Here is a 19,457-nt window from a genome sequence, read left to right on the forward strand (position 1 = left end):
AGGCGCCTTGCGCCTGCGCCGCCGGGTTCATCAGGCCCGCCATCAGGAAAAGGAAACCCGCCCGTATCATGCCGCCTGCCCTATCCCGGGGCCCCTGAACACAGGATGACCGCCGATTTGACGGGCAAGTTTTCGCTACGTCAGCTTGGACACGCGCCCCCATGCAGGTTATCCTGAACCCCAAAACAGTACGGATGTGACCGATGTTCCTGAACTTCTTCAACGAGCTGCGCGCCGCCAAAGTCCCGGTGACGCTCAAGGAATACCTGATGCTCATGGAGGCGATGGACAAACAGGTCATCAAGATGGAGGTTGAGGAGTTCTATTACCTCGCCCGCGCCGCCCTGGTGAAGGACGAGCGCAATATCGACAAATTCGACCGCGTCTTCGGCCATGTCTTCAAGGGCCTCGACACGCTGGCCGACGCAGTCGACGTGACGGACCTGCCCGAGGAATGGCTCAAGAAGATGAGCGAGAAATTCCTGACGCCGGAAGAGATGGCTGAGATCGAGGCCATGGGCGGCTTCGAGAAGCTGATGGAAACTCTGAAACAGCGCCTCGAGGAGCAGAAGAAGCGCCACGAGGGCGGCAACAAGATGATCGGCACCGGCGGCACCTCGCCCTTCGGCGCCAATGGCTACAATCCCGAAGGCGTGCGCATCGGCCAGGAAAAATCCCGCCACCGCCGCGCCGTGAAGGTCTGGGACAAGCGCGAGTTCAAGAATTACGACGACAAGGTTGAACTCGGTACACGGAATATCAAGATCGCGATGAAGCGGTTGCGCAAATGGGCCCGCAAGGGCGCGCAGGACGAGCTGGACCTCGACCAGACGATCCGCAACACCGCCCGCAAGGGCTATCTCGACATCGAGATGCGCGCCGAGAAGCGCAACACGGTGTCCGTCCTGCTGCTGCTCGATGTCGGCGGCTCGATGGACCCGTTCGTGCGGATCATGGAGGAACTGTTCTCCGCCGCCAAATCCGAGATCAATAACCTGGAATACTACTACTTCCACAACTGCCCCTATGAGGGCCTCTGGAAGGACAACCGTCGCCGGATGAACAACCGCATCCCCACCTGGGACGTGCTGAACAAGTACCCGTCGGAATACAAGGTAATTGTCGTCGGCGACGCCACCATGAGCCCCTATGAGATCACCTATCCCGGCGGCTCGGTCGAGCACTGGAACGAAGAGGCCGGCGGCATCTGGATCCAGCGCTTCGTCCAGCGCTACCCGCACCTCGTCTGGCTGAACCCGACCAAGGAAGGCGCCTGGGACTACACCGGCTCGATCAAACTCGTCCGCGAACTGATCGGCCAGCACCGCATGTTCGAGATGACATTGGGCGGGCTGGACGAGGCGATGAAGGAACTGAGCCGGTAAGCATCCGATGAAACAGATGCGCAGCGACACGTCCAGCTAGCCAGGTAATCGCAATGCGATTGTCCCTGTCTGGGACATATACCCATGTTGAAATCCCTGTTTCGGCGCCCCCGGGTCCGAATGGCGGCCCTTGTTTTCGCTTTTGTGGCCGTCTTCCTGAGCGGCGCTGCGACAGCGACAGCCTGTCAGTAACGCGAAAAAATCATGAAGCGCTTGTTCGCCGAGACATATGCGCCGCTTCCGGAGCCCCTGACCGCCAGCTGGACGGCCTCAAAGCTGAAATTTTATAATAAGGATCCGCGCAAGATGTATCCAGGCACGACAATGCCGGGCGATTTCCAAGCGGACCGCTGGCAACGCCGCGAGCTCGTCGAGTACCTTGCCACAACCAAGCCGTGCGCTGGTCAGCATATCCGCATACGGACAGGTCGCGCCTCGGCTCCAGCCCGCCCCCTCCCAAGACGCCATAACGGCAAGTTCCGTCCCGTCATTGCATGCTTGTGAAAGCGTCGAAACTCATGGGTGGCCGGATGAATTCGAAATAGTATTCTTCCGCCGCTTCCCATTTGCGCTGCCAGGGCGTGATCGTCCCATCCCGCCCCGCCAGCCGCGTTTCGCGCAAGGTTTCGTCCGTTCGCACAAGAATCCTGAGATCGATCAGGTCTTCCAGCTCAGGCCGGCTTGCATACACGCCTTCGAGAATCACAATGGGCTTCGGCGCCATCACGGTCGGCTCGGCGCAGAGCCGGCCATCAAACGCATCCCAGTCGAAGGCCTGCCAGCTGGCTTCCTCGCCCGCCCGCAGCGCTTCCAGAACCTCGCGCTGGCGCGGCCAGTCGATGCAGATTTTCACCAGCTCTAAAGGTGGCTCCACGCGCACTTCGGTGCCACCCGAATAGAAATCATCGCCTTCGATCACCGCAGCATCCAGTATTCCGGCGAGCGCCGCGGCCAGCGGCGTCTTACCGCAAGCGCTGCGCCCATCCAGCGCCACCGTGAACGGACGATCAAAGCCCGCCGCGCGTGCCGCCAGCATAGCTGAGAGGCTTTCGGCATCCGTAAAGCGTAGGGGCATCCGGCTCTCCCTCATGCGTCCTGAACGATAGCTTGCACCGCCGCCGCGCCTTTATAAATCCGCCACAGCGCAAAGCCGCCAATCCCGATCCACAGCACATTGATCGCAACCGACGGGATCGCCCCGTGATAGCCGCTGTTGAGAATGAACCCCGCCGCCCCGATCACGTTCATCCATTGATAGACTGGCGAACTGCCCTGCATCTTGCCTGCAGAAAGCAGGATATATGCGCCAAGAATCAGGCCCGCGCCGATCCAGCCGGCCGCTTCAATCAGGAAGAGTGTCAGTGTCATGCGCGCGCTCTAGCCTGCCCTGCAGCATCCCGCAATCAGCCAGAGCCATGGCGCGCCGCCCATTCGGCCCGCGTCATCTCCCAGATGAGGCTCGCCCGCGTCGTCCCGTCAGGCCGCGAACTCGTCACCTCGCCGAGCCGGCGCAAGCCCAGTCCGTCAAGCATCCGCTGCGTCGCCACATTGTCCAGCGCCGCCGTCTCGCAGATCAGGTCCAGCCCCAGCACCTCGAACATCCAGGCAAAGCTCAGCGCCGCCCCGCGTCCGCCGGCGCCCTGCCGGTGCAGAGAAGGGTGCAGCGCCCCGCCCAGTTCCCCGGCCGCCCAGTGCGGCCAGACCTGCACATCCGAATAGCCGAGGATGCGCCCATCCTCCCCCTCGCGCACGAACAGAAGGCCGATACCCGTTTCCCGTTCCGCGAGGTGGTGATCGATGAACGCCGCCACCGTCGCCGGTGTGAGCGGCCGGGGCAGCGAATAGATCGGTGCAAACACCTTCGGGTCTGACAGCAGCGCGTGCAGCCCCGCCGCATCCCCCGGCTCCGCCAGCCGCGATGCGCCCATATGCCTGGCCGTCCGCACCGCCATGCGGATCGCCTCCGCAGCGTCCGGCGCCGCTGCGTTCCGTGTCAGGGGAAGTTCTCCGGCCATGCGCCCATCTCATGCGCCTGCAGCACCGCCGCGCAAGCCCCCCGGCGTAATTGCACGCCGCGATTGACGCCGCCCACCCGCACAACCAATGGTGCGCCATGACCCTGCCCGCCGCCTCGCGCCCTCCCGGCAAGAATGCTTTCCTCTTCGTCGTCATCGCTGTCGCGCTCAACATGCTGTCCTTCGGCCTCATCATGCCGATCATGCCGGCCCTGCTGGCCGAGCTGACAGACCAGCCCATCGAGATCGCGATCAAGGCCAATGGCTGGCTGGCAGTCGTGTTCGCGGTGGCCAATTTCTTGGCCATGCCGCTGCTCGGCGGCCTCTCGGACCGGTTCGGCCGCCGCCCCATCCTGCTCATCTCCATCGCCATGCTCGGCGTGGACATGGTAATCCTGGGCCTCGCCCCCACGCTCGGCATCCTCTTCCTCGGCCGCGCCCTCGCGGGGCTCTTCTCGGGCACCGTCTCGGTCGCCAACGCCTATGTCGCCGATGTAACCGCGCCGGAAGACCGCGGGCGCGCCTTCGGAATGCTGGGCGCCGCCTTCGGCTTCGGCTTCATCCTCGGCCCGGTCTTCGGCGGCCTGCTCGGCGAGATCCACACACGCCTCCCGTTCTTCGTCGCCGCAGGCTTTGCCGGACTGAACTTCCTGTTCGGATATTTCGTGCTGCCGGAAAGCCTAAGCCCGGAAAACCGTCGCCCGTTCAGCCTGGCCCGCGCCAATCCCCTCGGCGCCGTGAAACATTTCTCGAAACTGCCGCGCGTCGCCTGGTTCATTATCACGATCGGCGTCTTCCAGATTGCCCATGCCGTCTACCCGACCACGTGGAACTATCACGGCGCCTCGCGCTATGCTTGGTCGGAATGGGAAATCGGCCTCTCGCTCGGCGCCGTTGGTCTCGGCTCGGCCCTCTCGCAGGCGGTGCTCGCCGGCTGGCTGATCAAGCGTCTTGGCGCGATGCGCGCGGCCCTGTTCGGCCTCGGCGTCCATGTCGTGGCGATGACAGGTTTTGCCTTTGCCGTGTATCCTTGGATGGCCTTCGCGATGATCGCCGTCTCGGCTATCGGGGGCGTTGTGATGCCCGCGATCAACACAATCACCGCCAATCTCACGCCGATGAATGCGCAAGGCGAATTGCAGGGCGCCCAGTCCTCGATCATGGCCTTCACCCTGATCTTCAGCCCCGTCCTGATGACGCAGGTTTTCTCCGCCTATACGGCGCCTGGCACCCCCGTGCATTTTGCAGGCGCCGCCTTCGTGCTCGCCGCGATCATCGCAGCCCTTGCCATGATCCCCTTTCTGATCGGCGTGCGGGCCAACCGCGAAGCGGTCGGAGCGATTGCGCCGCTCGCACAAAACTGAAGGCGGCGAACCGGCCTGCGGCCACCGCCCCTCAGCCTAGCTTTTCTTCATCACGGCGCCGGCAATCGCGGCAAGAGTTCCGCCACCTATACCGCCTTCAAGGAAATTCCGTATGTGCGCCATCATGGCCGTATCGCCCAGCATCGGGCCGGGCCCGGCTGCGTTCGCGCCCAAGTGCGCCGCAACGCCGCCAAGGATGCCGCCGAGTACGCCGCCGGTGCCACTTCTACCGGAGAGCCTGGTCACGGCGGCCCGGTCACGACGCCGCCAACGGCGCTGACGATATGAAGAATATTCTTTTGCATTGTTGGGTTCCTCTCAGTTGTCCTCCCGAGAGTTCCCTTTGCGGCCCTTCACGAAAGTCAGCTTTGCGCTGCGTCAATGCCGTGTCTAACCCCTTCGCCGTTCCGGCGAGGATTGCAGCCCGGGCCCGGTTCGGCCAAGAGGGGGCCATGATCGCCCGCATGCCCGCCCTCTTCCTCGACCGTGACGGGGTCATCAACCTCGACCGGGGCTATGTCAGCCGGCCCGAGGATTTCGAATTCATCGAGGGTGCTGCCGAGGCGATTGCCGCCTTCAATGCACGCGGCTGGTATGTCTTCGTGGTCACCAACCAGTCCGGGATCGCGCGCAACTACTATTCTGAAGACGACATGCACGCCCTCCACGCCTGGATGGTGCGCCGCCTCGCCGAGGCCGGTGCCCGGATCGACCGGATCTATTACTGCCCCTATCACGAGGAGGGCGAGAACCCCCGCTACCGGCGCGACAGCTTCGACCGCAAACCGAAGCCCGGCATGCTGCTGCGCGCGATGGCGGATTTTCCCGTCAAGCGCGAGTCGAGTTTCCTGATCGGGGACAAGGAGGCAGACCTCGAAGCCGCCCGCGCGGCCGGGGTCGCCGGCTTCCTGTTCACCGGCGGCAACCTCGCCAGTTTTGCCGAATGGACCCTCGCCGGCTTCGAGGATGGCCACCGGGGCTGAGACGCTGCCAGCGCGCTCCGGCGCCGGACAGGCTGAAATGCTCAATCTTCTCCGGACTTTGACCTCCGCGATCCCTGATGACGCGCGGCGCCCTTCCGATTGGCCTGTTCTTCTCCGGCGCGGCCCCCGCCCTTGCGGCCGAAAGCTTCGCCCTGAAGCCGGGCCAGTGGGATACCAACCGGTCCACGGTCATCGGCGGCGCTGAAGACACCGCATCAACCGCCCGCTGCATCACCAGCGAAACCCCGCCGCTCGGCCCGGCTGACCTTGCCGCCCTCGTCGAGCCGGCTGGCATATGCGAAATCCTCGACACCGCCTTCGAGAACGACCTCAGCCTTGTCGAAGCCCTCTGTACCGGCGGCGCCATCGGGCGTGCCAGCCTGCTGGTCATCCCAGGCGAGGATGCCTTCGCCATCTTCTCCGACGCCGACTTCGTCTCAGCCGACGGCGCGTCCGCACACGGAACTGTGAATGTCGAAAGCCATTTCGCAGGCACCTGCGCGGCGCCCTGAAGGCTCAGCGCGCAGCAGCCATCAGGCTGGCCGCACCGGCGGCGCCATGGCCGGCTCCGTTCTCGCTCAGCGACGCCGCGGCGAACGCCGCAAAGACCCGCGCCGCCGTCAGGCTGCACCAGACATAGTCGCCATCCCTGGTCAGCAGGTCCGCCGAGCGCTGCGGCGCAATCAAATCTGCGCTGCACATCGCGCTGCCATAAGGCGCCAACGTCGGCACCGCGTCATATTTCGGCGCCCCTGCGCCCGCCTTGTGGAAACAAGTGAGCTTCACCTCCGGCGGCCCCGGCCCGGGACTGACCGCCGACAAACCGAACTTCGACCACGGCGTCTTGCCGTCGACCTTGCAGGTCAAACCGCTGACCTTGCTGTCATGGTTGTACAACATCGGCGACACCCAACAGGCGCCATGTCCCCGGCTGAAAAATCCTGCACCAGCGCCGCCTGGAGCTCGGGAATCCAGGTGTCGAGCACGCGCACTTGCAGCTTGCTCTGCGTATTGCGCAAGGGTGCGGCGGGGTCCCCGGCAGACGCGGCGCCCGCGAAGCAAGCCAGTCCTGTTTCGAACACTGCAGCCCTGCTGATTCTGCGCATCCGGGTCTGCCTTGGTCTCGCGAAATCCTGCCGCACCGCGCCGCCCGTCACTACCGCAAGTTACCGCTCGCCTACCCGGCGGCCTTCAGCAACTTCGGATCCATCCCGCCCATCCGGCAGACCTCTTTCCACTCCGACGCCAGCACCGGCTGCACCGACAGCCGGAACGACTTGACGAGGCTCATCTCCACCAGTCTCGGATTCTCCTTTACCGCCTTCAGCGTCACCGGTTTTGGCAGCGGCTCCAGCGCCTTGACGGTCACACAGTCCCAGCGCAAATCATCCGTGGTCGGATCAGGCGCCGACAGGGCGCACACCTCCACGACGCCGACCACGGCCAGCCCCTCGTTCGAATGGTAGAAAAAGGCCCGGTCGCCCAGCTTCATCGCGCGCATGTGATTGCGTGCCGTGTAATTGCGCACGCCGGACCATATCTCGCCCGCCTCCCCCTTTGCCACCTGCTGATCCCAGCTCCAGGCGTCCGGTTCCGATTTCAACAGCCAGTGTTGCATCAGCCCTTGGCTTCCGCGCGGATCGCCGCCGCATGCGTTTCGCCAATCCCGAGGCGCCTGGCAAGCCGGGCGAGAAAGCCCGCTTCCTCCGCCGCCGGATCACCCGTTACCACGCAGGCCGCCGCATAGAGCTGCGCCGCATGGTTCGGCGACAGGGCGCCCGCCGCAATCTTGTCCAGTGTCTCGGCTTCGGGGCGCGTATTCTCCAGGATCGCGCGCTCCTTGGCGCCGTGGCCCGCATCCTTCAGCGCGGTATCGATCACCACTTTCTCCGCCTCATCCAGAATACCGTCCGACCAGGCCGCCGCCAGAATCGTGCGCACCAGCGCCTCGGCAAATTCCGGCTCGGCCTTCTTCGCGGTCACATAGCCGAGCTGCGCGGGCTCCACCTTTGTATCCGGTTTCTGACCCTGCGATTTCATCCAGGCATGATAGGCCAGCGCGCCGAGGCCTGCGACCGCGCCGGTCTTCGCCGTGGCGCCAATAAAGCGCCGCCCGCCCTTGGTGCCCAGCAGCATCGCCGCAATCAGCGCGCCGGCGCCGGCGGTGGCAACCTGCGTGTTCCGGTCGGTCTTCAGCTTCTCCAGCGCGGCCTCGCCGAGATCCCTGCCCTTCTTCATCTTTCCGGCAAGGTCATGTTCCTTCGCTGCCGTTTTCGCCTGCTTCTGGAGGTCGATAAGGATCTGCTGGAAGTCCATGGCGTGTCTCACTTTCGGTTGGATCGGAGCCGTATGACGGGGATGTAGGGTATCGCGGGCGCGCCGGAAAGGTCACATCGCTTCCGCAAGCGCCGCGCGCACCAGACGTTCGTAATGCGGCCAGCCCTTGTAGTCTGCGAGCACCGGGTCAATCCCCTCCCACGCCGCGCGGAACGCTTCGGCATGTCCCGCGTCTGCCAGCGCGGCACGCAGCGGATCAATCGCCACGCGGATCGTGAACACCACCGCGCCGGAAAGCGCCAGCTTAGAGATCGTCTGCCGCTCCACCCGCAGCCAGAGCGCATCCAGCGCGCCTGCATCCGGCAGGCTTGCAGCGATCTGCTTGAACGGCGCCTGGCTCGGCGTGAAGCGCGCGGTGCCGGGCTGGAGCGTCCAGTTGAACCGCTCCAGCACCTGCCCAGGCTGGATCGCATCGAACATCCGGTGGACGCGCGAAACCATCCCGGGGTTCGCCCCCGGCACGGGCCTGTGCAGTCCGCCAAGCGGCTCGCCAAGTTTCTCCGAAAGCTGCCAGAAGGTCGGCGCGCAGAGACTCGCCGCTTCCAGCCGCCAAAGGCCTTCGCCGTCCTTGATCAGTATACAGAGGTCATCGGACACCGCGCTTGCCGCACCTTCCAGCGCGGTCACCCATGTGCCCTCTCCCGGTCCCGAGACGGCGTGAACGGCCGAGGCCAGTTCCAGCGCCGCCAGCTCGCTGGCGTCCCGCGCACCGTAAACCTTGCCGCGATGTTCGCGCATCACGCCTCGCTTTTCCGGCAGCCAGCTTTCCGCTTCGGTATCCGGCGACAGCCAGGTCTCCGGCGCAATCGGCTTCAACCCCGGCGCGAGGCTGAGAGGTCCGATCAGGAAAGGCAGGTAGGGCGGCGTGCACATCAGGCTTCAGGCCGAGACTTCAAACAAGCCTGGCCGAACCCCAGCTGACGAATCCGGCGATCTTCGGCGTGTTCGGCAGGTACATGGTTTCGGCGTCGTCGCAGGCAAATCCGCATTCGTGCAGCATGCCGGTTGTGTTCCGTGTCAGGTGGCAACCGCCAGCCAGCGACTTCCAAACGGGCTCCACCCGGCGCTGCCATTTGGCGATGCCTTCATCGGGCGCGAGGCCGTGTTCGGTGAACAGAACCTTACCGCCCGGTTTCAACACGCGGCGCGTTTCGGCCAGTGCGCCTTTCCAGTCCGGAATCGTGCACAGCACGAAGGTGATCATCGCGGTGTCGACCGATTTGTCCGGGAGCGGAATATTCTCGGCGCCTGTCTCGAGGAATTCGATGCTCTTGCCGATGCCGAGTTCCCCGGCGGTCCGCTTCGCCTTGACGATCATGCCGGGTGCCGGCTCCAGCGCATAGAGTTTGGACACCTTGCCGGCATCGTACATGGCGAAATTAGTGCCCGATCCGCAGCCGAGTTCCAGCACCACACCTTCCGCCTTCGGAACAACCTTCGCCCGCTGTTTCATGATCGGGCGCGAGGAACACGCGCACGATATCAGGTTCGGGACGACGTACCGCTCCCAGGGGTTCATCAGTTGGCCCCGTTGATCGGCCGGAAGCCTGGATAAGCGCCGCTCTGGATCTTCGCTTTCGTCGGACCGTTTGGGCGGGCGATCAGGGCGTCCTGCGTGATCGAAACTTCATACTCGAACCCGTCGCCCATCGGCTGGTAGGTGGCCGAACCATATTCCGCGTCGATACCGAAGCGCGAGCCGTATTTTGCCGCCATGGCGCCGACATCGATGCCGGGCTCGTCGGTGACGATCCGTATCCCGTCGATCTTGCCTTCGGTCACGACATCGGAGGAAAACTGCATCGCATCCAGCGAGCGCATATGCTCCAGCCGGTAGATCGAGTCGTAGCCGAGGATGTTTGCCATCGGCTTGAACTTGATGACCTTGGCGCCGATCTGCCATTCATTGCCGCGAAACACGGGCGCCGTGCCATCGGCCTGCAACAGCACTTCGCCGTCCGAGAAGACCACGTCCGCGCGGTAGGCATCGACCTGATCCGGAACGGCGGTGAATTTCACGGTCGCCACCGGGCGCTCATAGGTCAGGCGCTTATAGGTCTGGATATTCAGGCCGGCGAAGGCGATCACGCCCGCAAGACCGAGAAAGCCCGAACCGAAGGCAAGGCGCGCGACCCCGGCAAACGGTTTCAGCCCGGCCATCTTCGCAAAACCCGCGAAAAGGAGAATCAGGCCCAGCACGCCGGCAATCGACGGCAGAATCCACCAGATAAGGCTCATCCCTTGTCTCCCATCTGGCGCGCAGGAAGCTGGCGCCCGTCAACCCACCTTGTCACTTATATCAGCCCTTTGCGGCGGAATTAGCAAGCACTCGCAGAGGATGCTGCGTTTGTCTCAAGCCGTCCAGCCCAGCGCGCCAGCGGCTTTCCACCCGACATAGACCGCCGCGATGACAATCAGGACAGCAAAACCAGAACGCGCCAGACGCACGCGGGTTGCCAGCAGTCTCGAAACAAGGATACCAAGCCCGCCGCCCACCGCCCCGCCGGCCAGCAAGAGGCCCACAAGCCGGAACTCCACCTCGCCGTGAAGCGCATAGTTTGCGGCCGTCGCCGCCCCGAATACTGCGACCGAAACAAGCGAGGAGGCCGCCGCATTAGCCAGCGTCATGCCGGTCGCCATCATCAGGCCGGGCACGATGAGAAAACCGCCCCCGATACCGAAGAAACCCGCCGCGCCGCCGACGCCGAGCCCCATCGGCGCGATGCGCGCCATCAACTTCGGCGTGATGTGCACATCCGGGTCCCCCTCGCTTTTCGGGCGGCGCAGCATCGATAGGCCGATCGCCGCCATCGCGAAGGCAAAGGCGAACAGCAGCACGTCCCCGTCCACCCGCAGCCCCAGCGTCGAACCGATCAGTGAACCGATGATTCCGGCGAGCGCAAACACCGTGGCACACGGCCACTTCACGCGCCCCGCGCGCCAGTGACCTGTGAGGCTGACGAGCGCGATGGCCGCAACTGCCGCCGCCGAAGTGCCGATCGCGAGGTGCGGATCGGTGACACCGACCGCATAGAGCAAGAGCGGCGCAGCCAGCACCGATCCCCCGCCCCCGAAGGTGGCGAGGAAGAGGCCCACGACGGCGCCGCTGATGAGCGCAGCCAGGATGACGGGGGGTGTAAGTTCGAGCATGGCGCGCCTTTCAGGCCGTCCTTTTTCCGGGCATCGCCGCCAGCACATTCGCCATGCCGCACCAGCCACTGACGCCTGCAAAGATGAGGCCCGCGCCGATGAAGCCCGAGAGGACGTAACCCGCCGGATGCACGAAAGTGGCGATCAGTACACCCGCCAGAACGAGCGAACCCGCCGTGATCTGAACCTGCCGGTGCATCGGCAGCGGCGCTTTGGCATTGTCCTTTACCGGCAGCCCGGCTTTCTTCCAGGCGTCGAGGCCGCCTTCCAGGATGCATGCATCACCCTCGACGCGCGCGGCAAGTTTCGAGCAGTTGGCTTCGGTGCGCATGCCGCTCTTGCAGTGGAATACCGCTGTGCGCCCGGCTTCCAGTTTGACGTTTGCCTGCTCGACGCTCGACAGCGGGATCGAGACCGCGCCGCCGATATGTTCGCGCGCATATTCTTCAGGCTCGCGGATATCGATAAGGTGGAACCTGCCAGCTTTCAGGCCGTCTGCGACAGTCTTCGGATCAATTTTCGTCAGTGTACTCATGGTTTTCAGTCCTCAGGGCAGAAGATCGCTGCCAGCGTTTCGATGACAAGGAGCGCGGAAGGGTCCGAGGTCCGGTAGAAGATGCTCTGCGCCTCCCGCCGCGTCGCAACGAGGCCGTCTTCCCGCAGTACGGCGAGGTGCTGCGACAGGGCCGATTGCGACAGGGTTGATCCATCCAGCAGGTCACCGGCCGAAAGTTCCCCGTCGCCGAGGCGGCAGAGGATCATCAGGCGGTGCTCGTTGGACATCGTGCGGAGCAGCTTTGCGGCTTCACCGGCGCGTTCGCGAAACAAGGCGGGGGCAAGGGTCATCTGTTTCATACGTCCTATATATTAGGTATTGCTAAATTAGCAAGTGCTTATATATATGTCGTAGAGCTTGCAGGAGAGACGCCTCATGGCGAACGTCAAAGCCTTTTTCGATGCGGTCACCAACACCGTTACCTACCTGGTCTGGGACCCCGCGACCCGGGCGGCGGCGATCATCGATCCCGTGCTCGATTTCGATCCGAATGCCGGGCGCTTGGGCACGGCCTCGGCAGATGCTGTTCTCGCCCATGCGGTGATGAACAATCTCCGCGTCGACTGGATCCTCGACACCCATGCCCATGCCGATCATCTTTCCGGCGCCGATTACCTGCGTCAACGGACCGGCGCGAAACTCGGCATCGGCGCCCATATCACCAAGGTGCAGAAAGCCTTCGTTCCGCTGTTTGGCGTGACGCACGACACGCCGGATGCCAAGGTCTTCGACTTGCTCCTCAACGAAGGTGACACGCTGCCGCTCGGCCGTCTCGAGATCGGCGTGCTGCATACACCCGGCCACACACCGGCCTGCGTTACTTATCTGGTGGGCGACATGGCCTTTGTCGGCGACACGCTGTTCATGCCGGACTATGGCACCGCGCGCGCCGATTTTCCGGGCGGCGACGCAGCGACGCTGTTCCGCTCAATCCGCAGGATCCTCGCGCTGCCGCCGGAGACCCACATCTTCGTCGGACATGATTACCTGCCGCAATCGCGCGACACCTTCCGCTGGGAGACGACGGTGGCCGAAGAACGCGCCCGCAATGTTCATGTCCATGACGGCGTGACCGAAGAGGATTTCGTCGAGATGCGCGAGGCGCGTGACAAGACCCTCGCCGCACCGCGCCTGATCCTGGCGTCGCTGCAGGTTAACATCCGCGCCGGCGCGCTTCCGCCAGCCGAGGCAGACGGACAGGTTTACCTGAAGCTGCCGGTCAACCGGCTCGGCGCTGCATAGCTCCCCTGCGAACTTCACGCCGCGTCCCCCCTGCCCGGGCCGGAAAAAGACTGATAGGGCCGAAGCATGTCTTTGCGTGACTTCGGCCTCCTCTTTCTCATCTGCTTCGTATGGGGCGTGAACCTCGTGATGACCCGCTGGGTCGTGTCGGATTTCGACGTGCCGCCGCTGTTCTTTGCAGCGATCCGTTTCCTCGGCGTGGCGGTGTTCCTGATTCCGTTCCTGAGGCCGGTGCCGAAGAATCTCGGCACGTTGTTCGTGATCGCCATGCTGATCGGTTGCCTGAACTTCGGCCTGCTGTTCGTCGGCCTTGCGAATGCCGACGTTTCCGCCGCCGCCGTCACAGGTCAGCTCGGCGTGCCGATGTCGACGATCATGAGCATGGTCTTCCTCGGCGAAAAAATCGGCTGGCGCCGGGCGCTCGGCATTTCGCTTGCCTTTGCGGGCGTCGTCGTCATCGCGTTCAATCCGGGTTCCTTCAGTCTCTCCTTCGGCCTGGTTCTGATCTTCTTCGCCGCCGTGCTCGGATCGGCGGGCGGTATCATCATGAAACGTATGCCGGAGATGCACGCCCTGAATCTTGCGGCCTGGGTGGGCCTGTTCAGCTTCGCGCCCCTGTTTGCCATCTCGGCCCTGCTGGAGACGGGGCAGGTTGCGGCCTATATCGCCGGCGGCTGGCAGGTCTGGGCGGCGAGCCTGTTTGCAATCATCGGCGTGTCGATCTTCTCGCACTCGGCCTTTTACACGCTGCTGAAACGCCATGACGTGTCCCTCCTGTCGCCGCTCACCCTGATGACGCCGCTCTGGGGCGTACTGTTCGGCGTGACCCTGCTGAACGAGCCATTCACCTGGAAACTCGTGATCGGGGGGGCTGTTTCGCTCGCAGGGGTCTTCCTCATTGCGATCAGGCCGAATAGCATGCTTCCAGAAGCCGCCCTCGGAAAGAAGTACGCTTCCGGAGATTCCTGATGCGCCTCGACGAGACCCCGGGCCCCAATCACGACGAGCGCCACCATAAAGTGGATCTGCTCGTTCTGCATTATACCGGCATGCAATCGGGCCAGGCGGCTCTTGACCGGATGCGCGATCCGGAGGCGAAGGTTTCGGCGCACTATATGGTCTGGGAAGATGGCCGCGTGTGCCGGCTGGTCAACGAGGACCGGCGTGCCTGGCATGCGGGCGTTTCCAGCTGGCAGGGCGACGAAGACCTCAACTCCCGGTCGGTCGGCATCGAGATCGTCAATGGCGGTCATGACTTCCCGCTGCCCGGCGGCAAGCTGCCGCCTTATCCTGAGGCGCAGATCGCGGCGGTGATTGACCTCTCGAAGGGTATCATTGCGCGTCATTGCATTCCTCAGGCCCGGGTCACCGGGCATTCCGATATTGCGCCAACCCGCAAGATCGATCCGGGCGAGCATTTTCCCTGGGAACAACTCGCCGACGCGGGCCTCGGCCTCTGGCCGGCGGAAGCGGCCGGGGCCGGCTGCGTCTGGATGGGCGGTGATCCCGGCGGGCTGAACCGTCAACTTGGCGCTATCGGCTATGACCTCTCGGATATTCCGGCCGCGCTGCGGGCTTTCCAGCGCCGCTTCATGGCCGATACGATAACCGGCATGGCGGACGCGCGAACGCTGCGCCGCCTCGCCCAGGTGGCTGAGGCCTATTCGGCGGCGTCCTCGCCCCAGGCCTGAGACCATTCGGCGGCGAGTGCGGCGCCGAGCAGAAGCGACATTACCGAAGCCGACAGCCAGATGAAGCCGAGGATCAGCGTCGCGAGAGCGCCATAGAGTGTTCCGAGTACGGAATAGTTCAGATAAAGCTGGAACAGGAATGTCACCAGGATGAATGCAACCGCGCCGGCGGCGGCGCCGGCCGCGATGGCGTGGGTGCCCTTGTTGACATACCCGCGCAGGCTGAGTGTCAGGATGAGGTAGAAGATGGCGAAACCGGCGACGGCCTTGGAAATCCACAGCGTGTCGGCGAGAGTGGCAATCTCGCTGGTGAACCGGGCGATCTGGTAGCCGCCTTCGGATTTGACGACCGTGACGAGCAGTTGCAGCGCGCCAAGGAACCAGACCAGCAGCACGAGCGAGCCGGTCAGCAAGAGCGACATGCCCTGAAACTTCGCAAAACGCGTGCGCCCGGCGGTGCCCGCGATCATGCGGATACCGGTGATCGCGGCCTTGGCGCCGGAGGTGGCGGTGATCAGCACGAGGATGACGGCGACGAAGGCGCGCAGGCTGAGGCCGACAGGTGTGAGGCTGCGGATGAGGTTGACTTCGTCCGGCGAGAGGGATTCGACATTCTGGCTGAAGAAATTGCTGATCGGCGTGGAGAGTTGCGCGGCGAGTTCCGGCGGCAGGAAGATCGTCAGCAAGGTCAGCGTCAGGTAGATCAGCGGGAAGATAGAGAACAGTGCATAGAAGGCGATGCCGCCGGTGACGATGCGGACATCGGGCCGGAAAAGGCGGATGATGGCCCGCCTTGCGGGGCCGAGGATGTCGTTGCGCCAGTCAATCTGCATGCGGCAACCCTTCTGGCATGTGCAGGCGCGCCCGCAAAGGATGCAGGGCGGGTCTGCCGAATTGTTAGCCGGGCGGCGCACCGGGTCAGGATGTGTCCGGCGCAGCCAGGCGCGCGGCGAGATGGTCCGGCATATCCGCGAAACCACCCGGCGCCGGGCATCACTCTGGCAGCGCACCTTCCTGCGGCGGTGCATGTCTGCACGGCAGGTTTGGCGGCGCCGGCGGGTAAGGCGAAGTGCGGAAAAAAAGCCCCCGGCGGCGCAGCAGGTGTCAGGGCGTAAGCGTTCGCGCATGTCCGTGTGCCCGTTTTCAGGTGCGGCGGATCGCAGCCGGGATATGGGCTGGCGCGTTCGCCGCGATTGATGACATGTGACGAGATATGGAGGCGGGGTCGGCTTGCCCTTCCCCCTTGGGTCAGGAGGCACTATAGGGGGGCAGGACCAGAAGGCCGGGCAGCCGCTGGTACGTGGGTAACTGCGTGCTGGAGGAAAGTCCGGGCTCCAAGAAGACAGGGCGACGGCTAACGGCCGCCCGGCGCAAGCCGAGGGAAAGTGCCACAGAAAGCAAACCGCCTTGCGACTTCGGTCAAAAGGTAAGGGTGAAAGGGTGGGGTAAGAGCCCACCGCAGGCCTGGTAACAGGGCTGGCAAGGCAAACCCCGCCCGGAGCAAGACCAAGTAGGGGGCACATATGGGCCGTCTTATGCCCGTGCCCCGGGTGTGTCGCGCGAGGCGTTCAGCAATGAACGTCCCAGAGGAATGGCTGCCAGACCCCGAAAAGGGGCGAACAGAACCCGGCTTACAGGCCTTCTGGTCCACAATAAAAAAAGCGGCAGGGACTGCCCTGCGGCCGCCGCAGCGGCGCCGGGACGTGCATACGCGGGTCGTTCGGGTGCCTGAAGGATTGGCCGGGCAGTTCGTTTACACCCGCTGAGGCCGGTTCAGCACCGCCCGCAGCACGGCGATTTCCTCGGGGGATGTGGCCCAGGAACAGACAAAGCGGCTGGAGCCGCCGGGCCAGGCGTAGAAACGGGCGCCGGCGGCCTTGAGCGCTTCGCCATCCTGCGCCCCGAGCAAGGCGAAGACCTCATTGCCGTCCGGCGGATAGGCGAGATCGACACCGGCCTCGGTGAAGGCGCCGGCCAGTTCCTGCGCCATTGCGTTGGCATGGCCCGCGAGTTCGAGCCAGAGGCCGCCGGTGAGCATCGCTTCGGCCTGGGCGGAGAGGTAGCGCATCTTGGCAGGCATGTGGCCGGCGCGTTTTGCACGTATACGGAGCTCCTGCATCTTGTCGCGCGCCTTGCCAAAGAGGAGGATGATCTCGCACCCCATGGCGCCGGTCTTGGTGAGGCCGAGGGTGAGCACGTCGATGCCGGCTTTCCAGCTCATCTCGGCGGGCGAGGCGCCAGTGGAGACGAGGGCATTGCCGAGGCGGGCGCCGTCGAGATGGAACCAGAAACCGGTCCCGGAGGCGCGGCGGACGAAGGCGGCAATCTCGGCGGGCTGGTAGGCCGTGCCGCATTCGGTGAGATTGGTCAGCGAGACGGCATGTACCGGCGTTTCATGGACGAAGCCGGGATTGTGCTCGTCCACAGCGGCGGCGAAGGCAGCGGGGTCGATACGGGCACCAAAGCCGGGCACGAGGCGCAACTGGGCGCCGCCAGTGAAGAAGCCCGGCGCGCCGCGTTCGTCGCGCTCGATATGCGCTTCGCGGTGGCAGAGGATGGCGCCGGTGGACGGGCAGAGGCAGGCGAGCGCGATGGCGTTGGCGGCGGTGCCCGAGGCGACGAGCCAGAAGTCGAAATCCTCGGTCTCGAATGTCTGTGCAAGGACGGTACGCACGCGGGACATGCCGGCATCATCGCCATAGCTTGGCTGCGTGCCGGTATTGGCGCGGGCGAGCGCTTCGAGAACGCGCGGATGCGCAGGGGCGGTCGTATCGGATCCGAAGTTCAAGGGAGGCCTTTCAAAATGCCGTGTCGGGCGTTTGCCAAATGAGATGCTGGCCCCCGTCGCAGGCGATCATCTGGCCGGTGACGCTGCTGGCGGCGATGAGATAACGCAGGGCGGCGATGATTTCGGCGGGGCTGGAGCCTTCGCCGGTGAGAGTGGCAGCCTTCTCGGCGGCGAAGCTGGCGGCGGACTGGTGAATGCTCTGTAATGTCGGGCCGGGGCCTATAGCGTTGACGCGAATTTGCGGCGCAAGGGCCTGGGCGAGGGTTTGCGTCGCCTGCCAGAGCGCCGCCTTTGAAAGCGTGTAGGTGAAGAACTGCGGAGTGAGTTTCCAGACGCGCTGGTCGATGATGTTGACGACCAGGCCTTTATCCCCGGCAGGCAAGGCGCGGGCGAACTGCTGGGCGAGGTGGACGGGGGCGCGCAGGTTCGGCTCGAAATGATGGTCCCAGTCGGCGCGGGAATGATCGGTGGCCGTATCATCGGCGAAGGTGGCGGCGGAGTTGACGAGCAGGGTGATGGGCTGGCCGAGGAGGCGGGCGGCGTCGGTGACGAGGCTGGCGCGAGCAGCGTCGCTCGCAAGGTCGCAGCTGAGCGTTTCAGCGCGCCCGCCAGCGATGCGGATGGCGCTGGCGGTTTCCTCGGCTTCGGCTCTCGAGCCGCGATAGTGTACGCAGACCGCCCAGCCATCCGCGCCGAGGTCTTCGGCCATCGCACGGCCAAGGCGCGCGCCCGCACCGGTTACAAGCGCCGCGCCGGGCTTCATCCGGCGATGACCTGGTAGAGGCCGAGCAGGCTGACGCCGCCCACAAGGCCATAGATGTAGATGGCGTAGAGGAGCAGCAGGAGCAGGCCAAGCAGGCGGCCGATCTTTGCCTTGGTCAGGATCAGGATGGAGAGGACGATGGCGGCGAAGCCCATGACCCAGTGGTCATAGGCGTGAAAGAGGCGGGCGATTTCTATCGGGCCGCTCATCGCGACGATGCCGCCGGCGCCGAGCAGGTTGATGATGTTCGCGCCGAGGATGTTGCCGACGACGACATCGCCGCGCTTGCGGGCGGCGGCGGCGAGCGAGGCGCCGATCTCGGGCAGCGAGGTGCCAACGGCGAGCAGCGTAAGGCCGATATATTCCTGCGGCACCCCCGCCGCGCGGGCGATGCCGTCCGCGCCGTTGACGATCAGCATGGACGCATAGACGAGGGCCACGATGCCGACGGGCACGTAGATCAACGCGCGCCAGAGGGGCGGGCCTTCGGGGGCATGCTCGCGCACGCCGGTGGGTTTGCCGGCGACTTCGTCGCGGCGGGCGGCAAAGAGGCTGAGACCCGTATAACCGATCAGCACAAGGAGGAAGCAGATGCCCATCAGCGGCGTCAGCGGCATGATCGCGGTCATGCCGATCCAGAGGGCGGTGGCCAGCAGGGTGGCGAAGAGGGCACGCCCCTGCCCCGGGCCGCCGGCGAAGACAGGGAAGAGCAGCGCCGGGATGGCGAGGACCAGGAAGACGTTGGCGATGCTGGAGCCGACGATATTGCCAACAGCGAGGCCCGGGCTTCCGGAGAAGGCGGCGTTCACCGAGACAAGGATTTCCGGCAGCGAGGTACCGAAGCCGACAATGAAGATGCCGGCGATCAGGGGCGCGGCGCCCATGGCGCGGGATGCGCGAACGGCTCCGCGCACGAGCAAGTCGCCGCCCAGGGCCAGGAGCAGGAGCCCGCCAACAAGCGAGGCAATCAGGATCGGATCGGGCATGGCAGCTGCCCTCGCAGGTTCAGTCGATGCGTTTGAACTCGATGAGGTTCAGGATGCCGAACACGATGACGATGGCGGCGATAGCGATGAGCGAAGGATGGATCATGGCGTGACTCTCAGCCCGAATAGAGATGCGATTTAGCCTTCTCGTAGCGCGCGTTGATGGCCTTGGCGAGCCCAAACGGCATCCCGGCGTA

Annotated in this window: 25 protein-coding genes and 1 other RNA gene; 9 read left to right on the top strand and 17 right to left on the bottom strand. The window is 64.5% G+C overall.

Features of this window, described 5'->3' with window-relative positions:
* Positions 1-203 precede the first annotated feature (203 nt).
* The gene (locus WEA77_RS00425) at positions 204-1,385 is read left to right on the top strand and encodes a VWA domain-containing protein (RefSeq protein WP_368065901.1); all 1,182 of its coding nucleotides are present in this window, start codon (positions 204-206) and stop codon (positions 1,383-1,385) included.
* A 487-nt stretch (positions 1,386-1,872) separates the two neighbouring features.
* On the opposite strand, the gene WEA77_RS00430 is transcribed toward WEA77_RS00425, so the two are convergent.
* The 3 genes from WEA77_RS00430 to WEA77_RS00440 are packed head-to-tail and all read right to left on the bottom strand — an operon-like array spanning position 1,873 to position 3,400.
* Positions 1,873-2,460, bottom strand: coding sequence for a uridine kinase (locus WEA77_RS00430; RefSeq protein WP_368065902.1), 588 nt, complete (start codon positions 2,458-2,460; stop codon positions 1,873-1,875).
* 11 nt (positions 2,461-2,471) lie between these two features.
* Positions 2,472-2,753, bottom strand: coding sequence for a hypothetical protein (locus tag WEA77_RS00435; protein WP_368065903.1), 282 nt, complete (start codon positions 2,751-2,753; stop codon positions 2,472-2,474).
* A gap of 35 nt (positions 2,754-2,788) precedes the next feature.
* Entirely contained in the window at positions 2,789-3,400 is a 612-nt protein-coding gene (locus tag WEA77_RS00440) for a GNAT family N-acetyltransferase (RefSeq protein ID WP_368065904.1), read from the bottom strand.
* Between the two features lie 98 nt (positions 3,401-3,498).
* Between WEA77_RS00440 and WEA77_RS00445 the strand changes: the two genes are divergently transcribed.
* Entirely contained in the window at positions 3,499-4,764 is a 1,266-nt protein-coding gene (locus WEA77_RS00445) for an MFS transporter (RefSeq protein ID WP_368065905.1), read from the top strand.
* A 36-nt stretch (positions 4,765-4,800) separates the two neighbouring features.
* On the opposite strand, the gene WEA77_RS00450 is transcribed toward WEA77_RS00445, so the two are convergent.
* Entirely contained in the window at positions 4,801-5,010 is a 210-nt protein-coding gene (locus tag WEA77_RS00450; RefSeq protein WP_368065906.1) for a hypothetical protein, read from the bottom strand.
* 206 nt (positions 5,011-5,216) lie between these two features.
* Between WEA77_RS00450 and WEA77_RS00455 the strand changes: the two genes are divergently transcribed.
* Complete coding sequence (locus WEA77_RS00455; protein WP_368065907.1) at positions 5,217-5,747, top strand: D-glycero-alpha-D-manno-heptose-1,7-bisphosphate 7-phosphatase; 531 nt, start codon at positions 5,217-5,219, stop codon at positions 5,745-5,747.
* Between the two features lie 77 nt (positions 5,748-5,824).
* Positions 5,825-6,259, top strand: a complete 435-nt coding sequence (locus WEA77_RS00460) for a hypothetical protein (RefSeq protein ID WP_368065908.1) — start codon at positions 5,825-5,827, stop codon at positions 6,257-6,259.
* Between the two features lie 4 nt (positions 6,260-6,263).
* On the opposite strand, the gene WEA77_RS00465 is transcribed toward WEA77_RS00460, so the two are convergent.
* The 9 genes from WEA77_RS00465 to WEA77_RS00505 form a co-directional block, all read right to left on the bottom strand.
* Positions 6,264-6,656, bottom strand: a complete 393-nt coding sequence (locus WEA77_RS00465) for a hypothetical protein (RefSeq protein ID WP_368065909.1) — start codon at positions 6,654-6,656, stop codon at positions 6,264-6,266.
* A gap of 268 nt (positions 6,657-6,924) precedes the next feature.
* Complete coding sequence (locus WEA77_RS00470) at positions 6,925-7,365, bottom strand: EVE domain-containing protein (RefSeq protein WP_368065910.1); 441 nt, start codon at positions 7,363-7,365, stop codon at positions 6,925-6,927.
* A complete protein-coding gene (locus WEA77_RS00475; protein ID WP_368065911.1) occupies positions 7,365-8,063 on the bottom strand; it encodes a DUF533 domain-containing protein in 699 nt (232 codons plus the stop codon). Before WEA77_RS00475 ends, WEA77_RS00470 begins: the two co-directional genes overlap by 1 nt.
* A gap of 72 nt (positions 8,064-8,135) precedes the next feature.
* Positions 8,136-8,957, bottom strand: coding sequence for a DUF3445 domain-containing protein (locus tag WEA77_RS00480; protein WP_368065912.1), 822 nt, complete (start codon positions 8,955-8,957; stop codon positions 8,136-8,138).
* A gap of 19 nt (positions 8,958-8,976) precedes the next feature.
* Complete coding sequence (locus tag WEA77_RS00485; protein ID WP_368065913.1) at positions 8,977-9,537, bottom strand: class I SAM-dependent methyltransferase; 561 nt, start codon at positions 9,535-9,537, stop codon at positions 8,977-8,979.
* Positions 9,538-9,602: 65 nt separating this feature from the next.
* Positions 9,603-10,322 carry a hypothetical protein gene (locus tag WEA77_RS00490; protein WP_368065914.1) on the bottom strand — a complete coding sequence of 240 codons (720 nt, stop codon included), beginning with the start codon at positions 10,320-10,322 and terminating at the stop codon, positions 9,603-9,605.
* Between the two features lie 114 nt (positions 10,323-10,436).
* Positions 10,437-11,234 carry a sulfite exporter TauE/SafE family protein gene (locus WEA77_RS00495; protein ID WP_368065915.1) on the bottom strand — a complete coding sequence of 266 codons (798 nt, stop codon included), beginning with the start codon at positions 11,232-11,234 and terminating at the stop codon, positions 10,437-10,439.
* Between the two features lie 10 nt (positions 11,235-11,244).
* Positions 11,245-11,769, bottom strand: coding sequence for a rhodanese family protein (locus WEA77_RS00500; protein ID WP_368065916.1), 525 nt, complete (start codon positions 11,767-11,769; stop codon positions 11,245-11,247).
* 5 nt (positions 11,770-11,774) lie between these two features.
* Positions 11,775-12,089, bottom strand: a complete 315-nt coding sequence (locus WEA77_RS00505; RefSeq protein ID WP_368065917.1) for a metalloregulator ArsR/SmtB family transcription factor — start codon at positions 12,087-12,089, stop codon at positions 11,775-11,777.
* A gap of 76 nt (positions 12,090-12,165) precedes the next feature.
* Here WEA77_RS00505 and WEA77_RS00510 point away from each other — a divergent pair, with 76 nt between their 5' ends.
* The 3 genes from WEA77_RS00510 to WEA77_RS00520 all read left to right on the top strand — a co-directional run bounded on the left by WEA77_RS00510 (position 12,166) and on the right by WEA77_RS00520 (position 14,723).
* The gene (locus WEA77_RS00510; RefSeq protein WP_368065918.1) at positions 12,166-13,032 is read left to right on the top strand and encodes an MBL fold metallo-hydrolase; all 867 of its coding nucleotides are present in this window, start codon (positions 12,166-12,168) and stop codon (positions 13,030-13,032) included.
* 66 nt (positions 13,033-13,098) lie between these two features.
* Positions 13,099-14,001 (top strand): DMT family transporter, encoded by a 903-nt coding sequence (locus WEA77_RS00515; RefSeq protein ID WP_368065919.1) that lies wholly within the window; start codon positions 13,099-13,101, stop codon positions 13,999-14,001.
* Entirely contained in the window at positions 14,001-14,723 is a 723-nt protein-coding gene (locus WEA77_RS00520) for an N-acetylmuramoyl-L-alanine amidase (protein WP_368065920.1), read from the top strand. Before WEA77_RS00515 ends, WEA77_RS00520 begins: the two co-directional genes overlap by 1 nt.
* On the opposite strand, the gene WEA77_RS00525 is transcribed toward WEA77_RS00520, so the two are convergent.
* Entirely contained in the window at positions 14,693-15,556 is an 864-nt protein-coding gene (locus WEA77_RS00525; RefSeq protein ID WP_368065921.1) for a YhjD/YihY/BrkB family envelope integrity protein, read from the bottom strand. The genes WEA77_RS00520 and WEA77_RS00525 overlap by 31 nt on opposite strands.
* 441 nt (positions 15,557-15,997) lie before the next feature.
* On the opposite strand from WEA77_RS00525, the gene rnpB reads away from it, so the two are divergent.
* Positions 15,998-16,373, top strand: an RNA gene (rnpB, locus tag WEA77_RS00530) — RNase P RNA component class A.
* A 103-nt stretch (positions 16,374-16,476) separates the two neighbouring features.
* Here rnpB and WEA77_RS00535 read toward each other — a convergent pair.
* The 3 genes from WEA77_RS00535 to WEA77_RS00545 are packed head-to-tail and all read right to left on the bottom strand — an operon-like array spanning position 16,477 to position 19,260.
* The gene (locus tag WEA77_RS00535) at positions 16,477-17,511 is read right to left on the bottom strand and encodes a low specificity L-threonine aldolase (protein WP_368065922.1); all 1,035 of its coding nucleotides are present in this window, start codon (positions 17,509-17,511) and stop codon (positions 16,477-16,479) included.
* Between the two features lie 10 nt (positions 17,512-17,521).
* Positions 17,522-18,274 carry an SDR family oxidoreductase gene (locus WEA77_RS00540; RefSeq protein ID WP_368065923.1) on the bottom strand — a complete coding sequence of 251 codons (753 nt, stop codon included), beginning with the start codon at positions 18,272-18,274 and terminating at the stop codon, positions 17,522-17,524.
* Positions 18,271-19,260 carry a sodium:calcium antiporter gene (locus WEA77_RS00545; protein ID WP_368065924.1) on the bottom strand — a complete coding sequence of 330 codons (990 nt, stop codon included), beginning with the start codon at positions 19,258-19,260 and terminating at the stop codon, positions 18,271-18,273. The genes WEA77_RS00540 and WEA77_RS00545 overlap by 4 nt, the downstream gene beginning before the upstream one ends.
* Between WEA77_RS00545 and WEA77_RS00550 the strand changes: the two genes are divergently transcribed.
* Positions 19,259-19,402 carry a hypothetical protein gene (locus WEA77_RS00550; protein WP_368065925.1) on the top strand — a complete coding sequence of 48 codons (144 nt, stop codon included), beginning with the start codon at positions 19,259-19,261 and terminating at the stop codon, positions 19,400-19,402. The genes WEA77_RS00545 and WEA77_RS00550 overlap by 2 nt on opposite strands.
* Positions 19,403-19,457: the final 55 nt, after the last annotated feature.

It is taken from the genome of Hyphomonas sp., assembly GCF_040882205.1.
Classification (GTDB): Bacteria; Pseudomonadota; Alphaproteobacteria; order Caulobacterales; family Hyphomonadaceae; genus Hyphomonas.

Excerpts from the sequence above, each read along its gene's own strand:
- WEA77_RS00505 (WP_368065917.1), bottom strand. The coding sequence starts at position 12,089 with ATGAAACAGATGACCCTTGCCCCCGCCTTGTTTCGCGAACGCGCCGGT.
- WEA77_RS00455 (WP_368065907.1), top strand. The coding sequence starts at position 5,217 with ATGATCGCCCGCATGCCCGCCCTCTTCCTCGACCGTGACGGGGTCATC.
- WEA77_RS00440 (WP_368065904.1), bottom strand. The coding sequence starts at position 3,400 with ATGGCCGGAGAACTTCCCCTGACACGGAACGCAGCGGCGCCGGACGCT.
- WEA77_RS00495 (WP_368065915.1), bottom strand. The coding sequence starts at position 11,234 with ATGCTCGAACTTACACCCCCCGTCATCCTGGCTGCGCTCATCAGCGGC.
- WEA77_RS00470 (WP_368065910.1), bottom strand. The coding sequence starts at position 7,365 with ATGCAACACTGGCTGTTGAAATCGGAACCGGACGCCTGGAGCTGGGAT.
- WEA77_RS00510 (WP_368065918.1), top strand. The coding sequence starts at position 12,166 with ATGGCGAACGTCAAAGCCTTTTTCGATGCGGTCACCAACACCGTTACC.
- WEA77_RS00445 (WP_368065905.1), top strand. The coding sequence starts at position 3,499 with ATGACCCTGCCCGCCGCCTCGCGCCCTCCCGGCAAGAATGCTTTCCTC.
- WEA77_RS00480 (WP_368065912.1), bottom strand. The coding sequence starts at position 8,957 with ATGTGCACGCCGCCCTACCTGCCTTTCCTGATCGGACCTCTCAGCCTC.
- WEA77_RS00500 (WP_368065916.1), bottom strand. The coding sequence starts at position 11,769 with ATGAGTACACTGACGAAAATTGATCCGAAGACTGTCGCAGACGGCCTG.
- WEA77_RS00490 (WP_368065914.1), bottom strand. The coding sequence starts at position 10,322 with ATGAGCCTTATCTGGTGGATTCTGCCGTCGATTGCCGGCGTGCTGGGC.
- WEA77_RS00475 (WP_368065911.1), bottom strand. The coding sequence starts at position 8,063 with ATGGACTTCCAGCAGATCCTTATCGACCTCCAGAAGCAGGCGAAAACG.
- WEA77_RS00515 (WP_368065919.1), top strand. The coding sequence starts at position 13,099 with ATGTCTTTGCGTGACTTCGGCCTCCTCTTTCTCATCTGCTTCGTATGG.
- WEA77_RS00525 (WP_368065921.1), bottom strand. The coding sequence starts at position 15,556 with ATGCAGATTGACTGGCGCAACGACATCCTCGGCCCCGCAAGGCGGGCC.
- WEA77_RS00435 (WP_368065903.1), bottom strand. The coding sequence starts at position 2,753 with ATGACACTGACACTCTTCCTGATTGAAGCGGCCGGCTGGATCGGCGCG.
- WEA77_RS00425 (WP_368065901.1), top strand. The coding sequence starts at position 204 with ATGTTCCTGAACTTCTTCAACGAGCTGCGCGCCGCCAAAGTCCCGGTG.
- WEA77_RS00540 (WP_368065923.1), bottom strand. The coding sequence starts at position 18,274 with ATGAAGCCCGGCGCGGCGCTTGTAACCGGTGCGGGCGCGCGCCTTGGC.
- WEA77_RS00460 (WP_368065908.1), top strand. The coding sequence starts at position 5,825 with ATGACGCGCGGCGCCCTTCCGATTGGCCTGTTCTTCTCCGGCGCGGCC.
- WEA77_RS00545 (WP_368065924.1), bottom strand. The coding sequence starts at position 19,260 with ATGCCCGATCCGATCCTGATTGCCTCGCTTGTTGGCGGGCTCCTGCTC.
- WEA77_RS00485 (WP_368065913.1), bottom strand. The coding sequence starts at position 9,537 with ATGAAACAGCGGGCGAAGGTTGTTCCGAAGGCGGAAGGTGTGGTGCTG.
- WEA77_RS00430 (WP_368065902.1), bottom strand. The coding sequence starts at position 2,460 with ATGCCCCTACGCTTTACGGATGCCGAAAGCCTCTCAGCTATGCTGGCG.
- WEA77_RS00550 (WP_368065925.1), top strand. The coding sequence starts at position 19,259 with ATGGCAGCTGCCCTCGCAGGTTCAGTCGATGCGTTTGAACTCGATGAG.
- WEA77_RS00520 (WP_368065920.1), top strand. The coding sequence starts at position 14,001 with ATGCGCCTCGACGAGACCCCGGGCCCCAATCACGACGAGCGCCACCAT.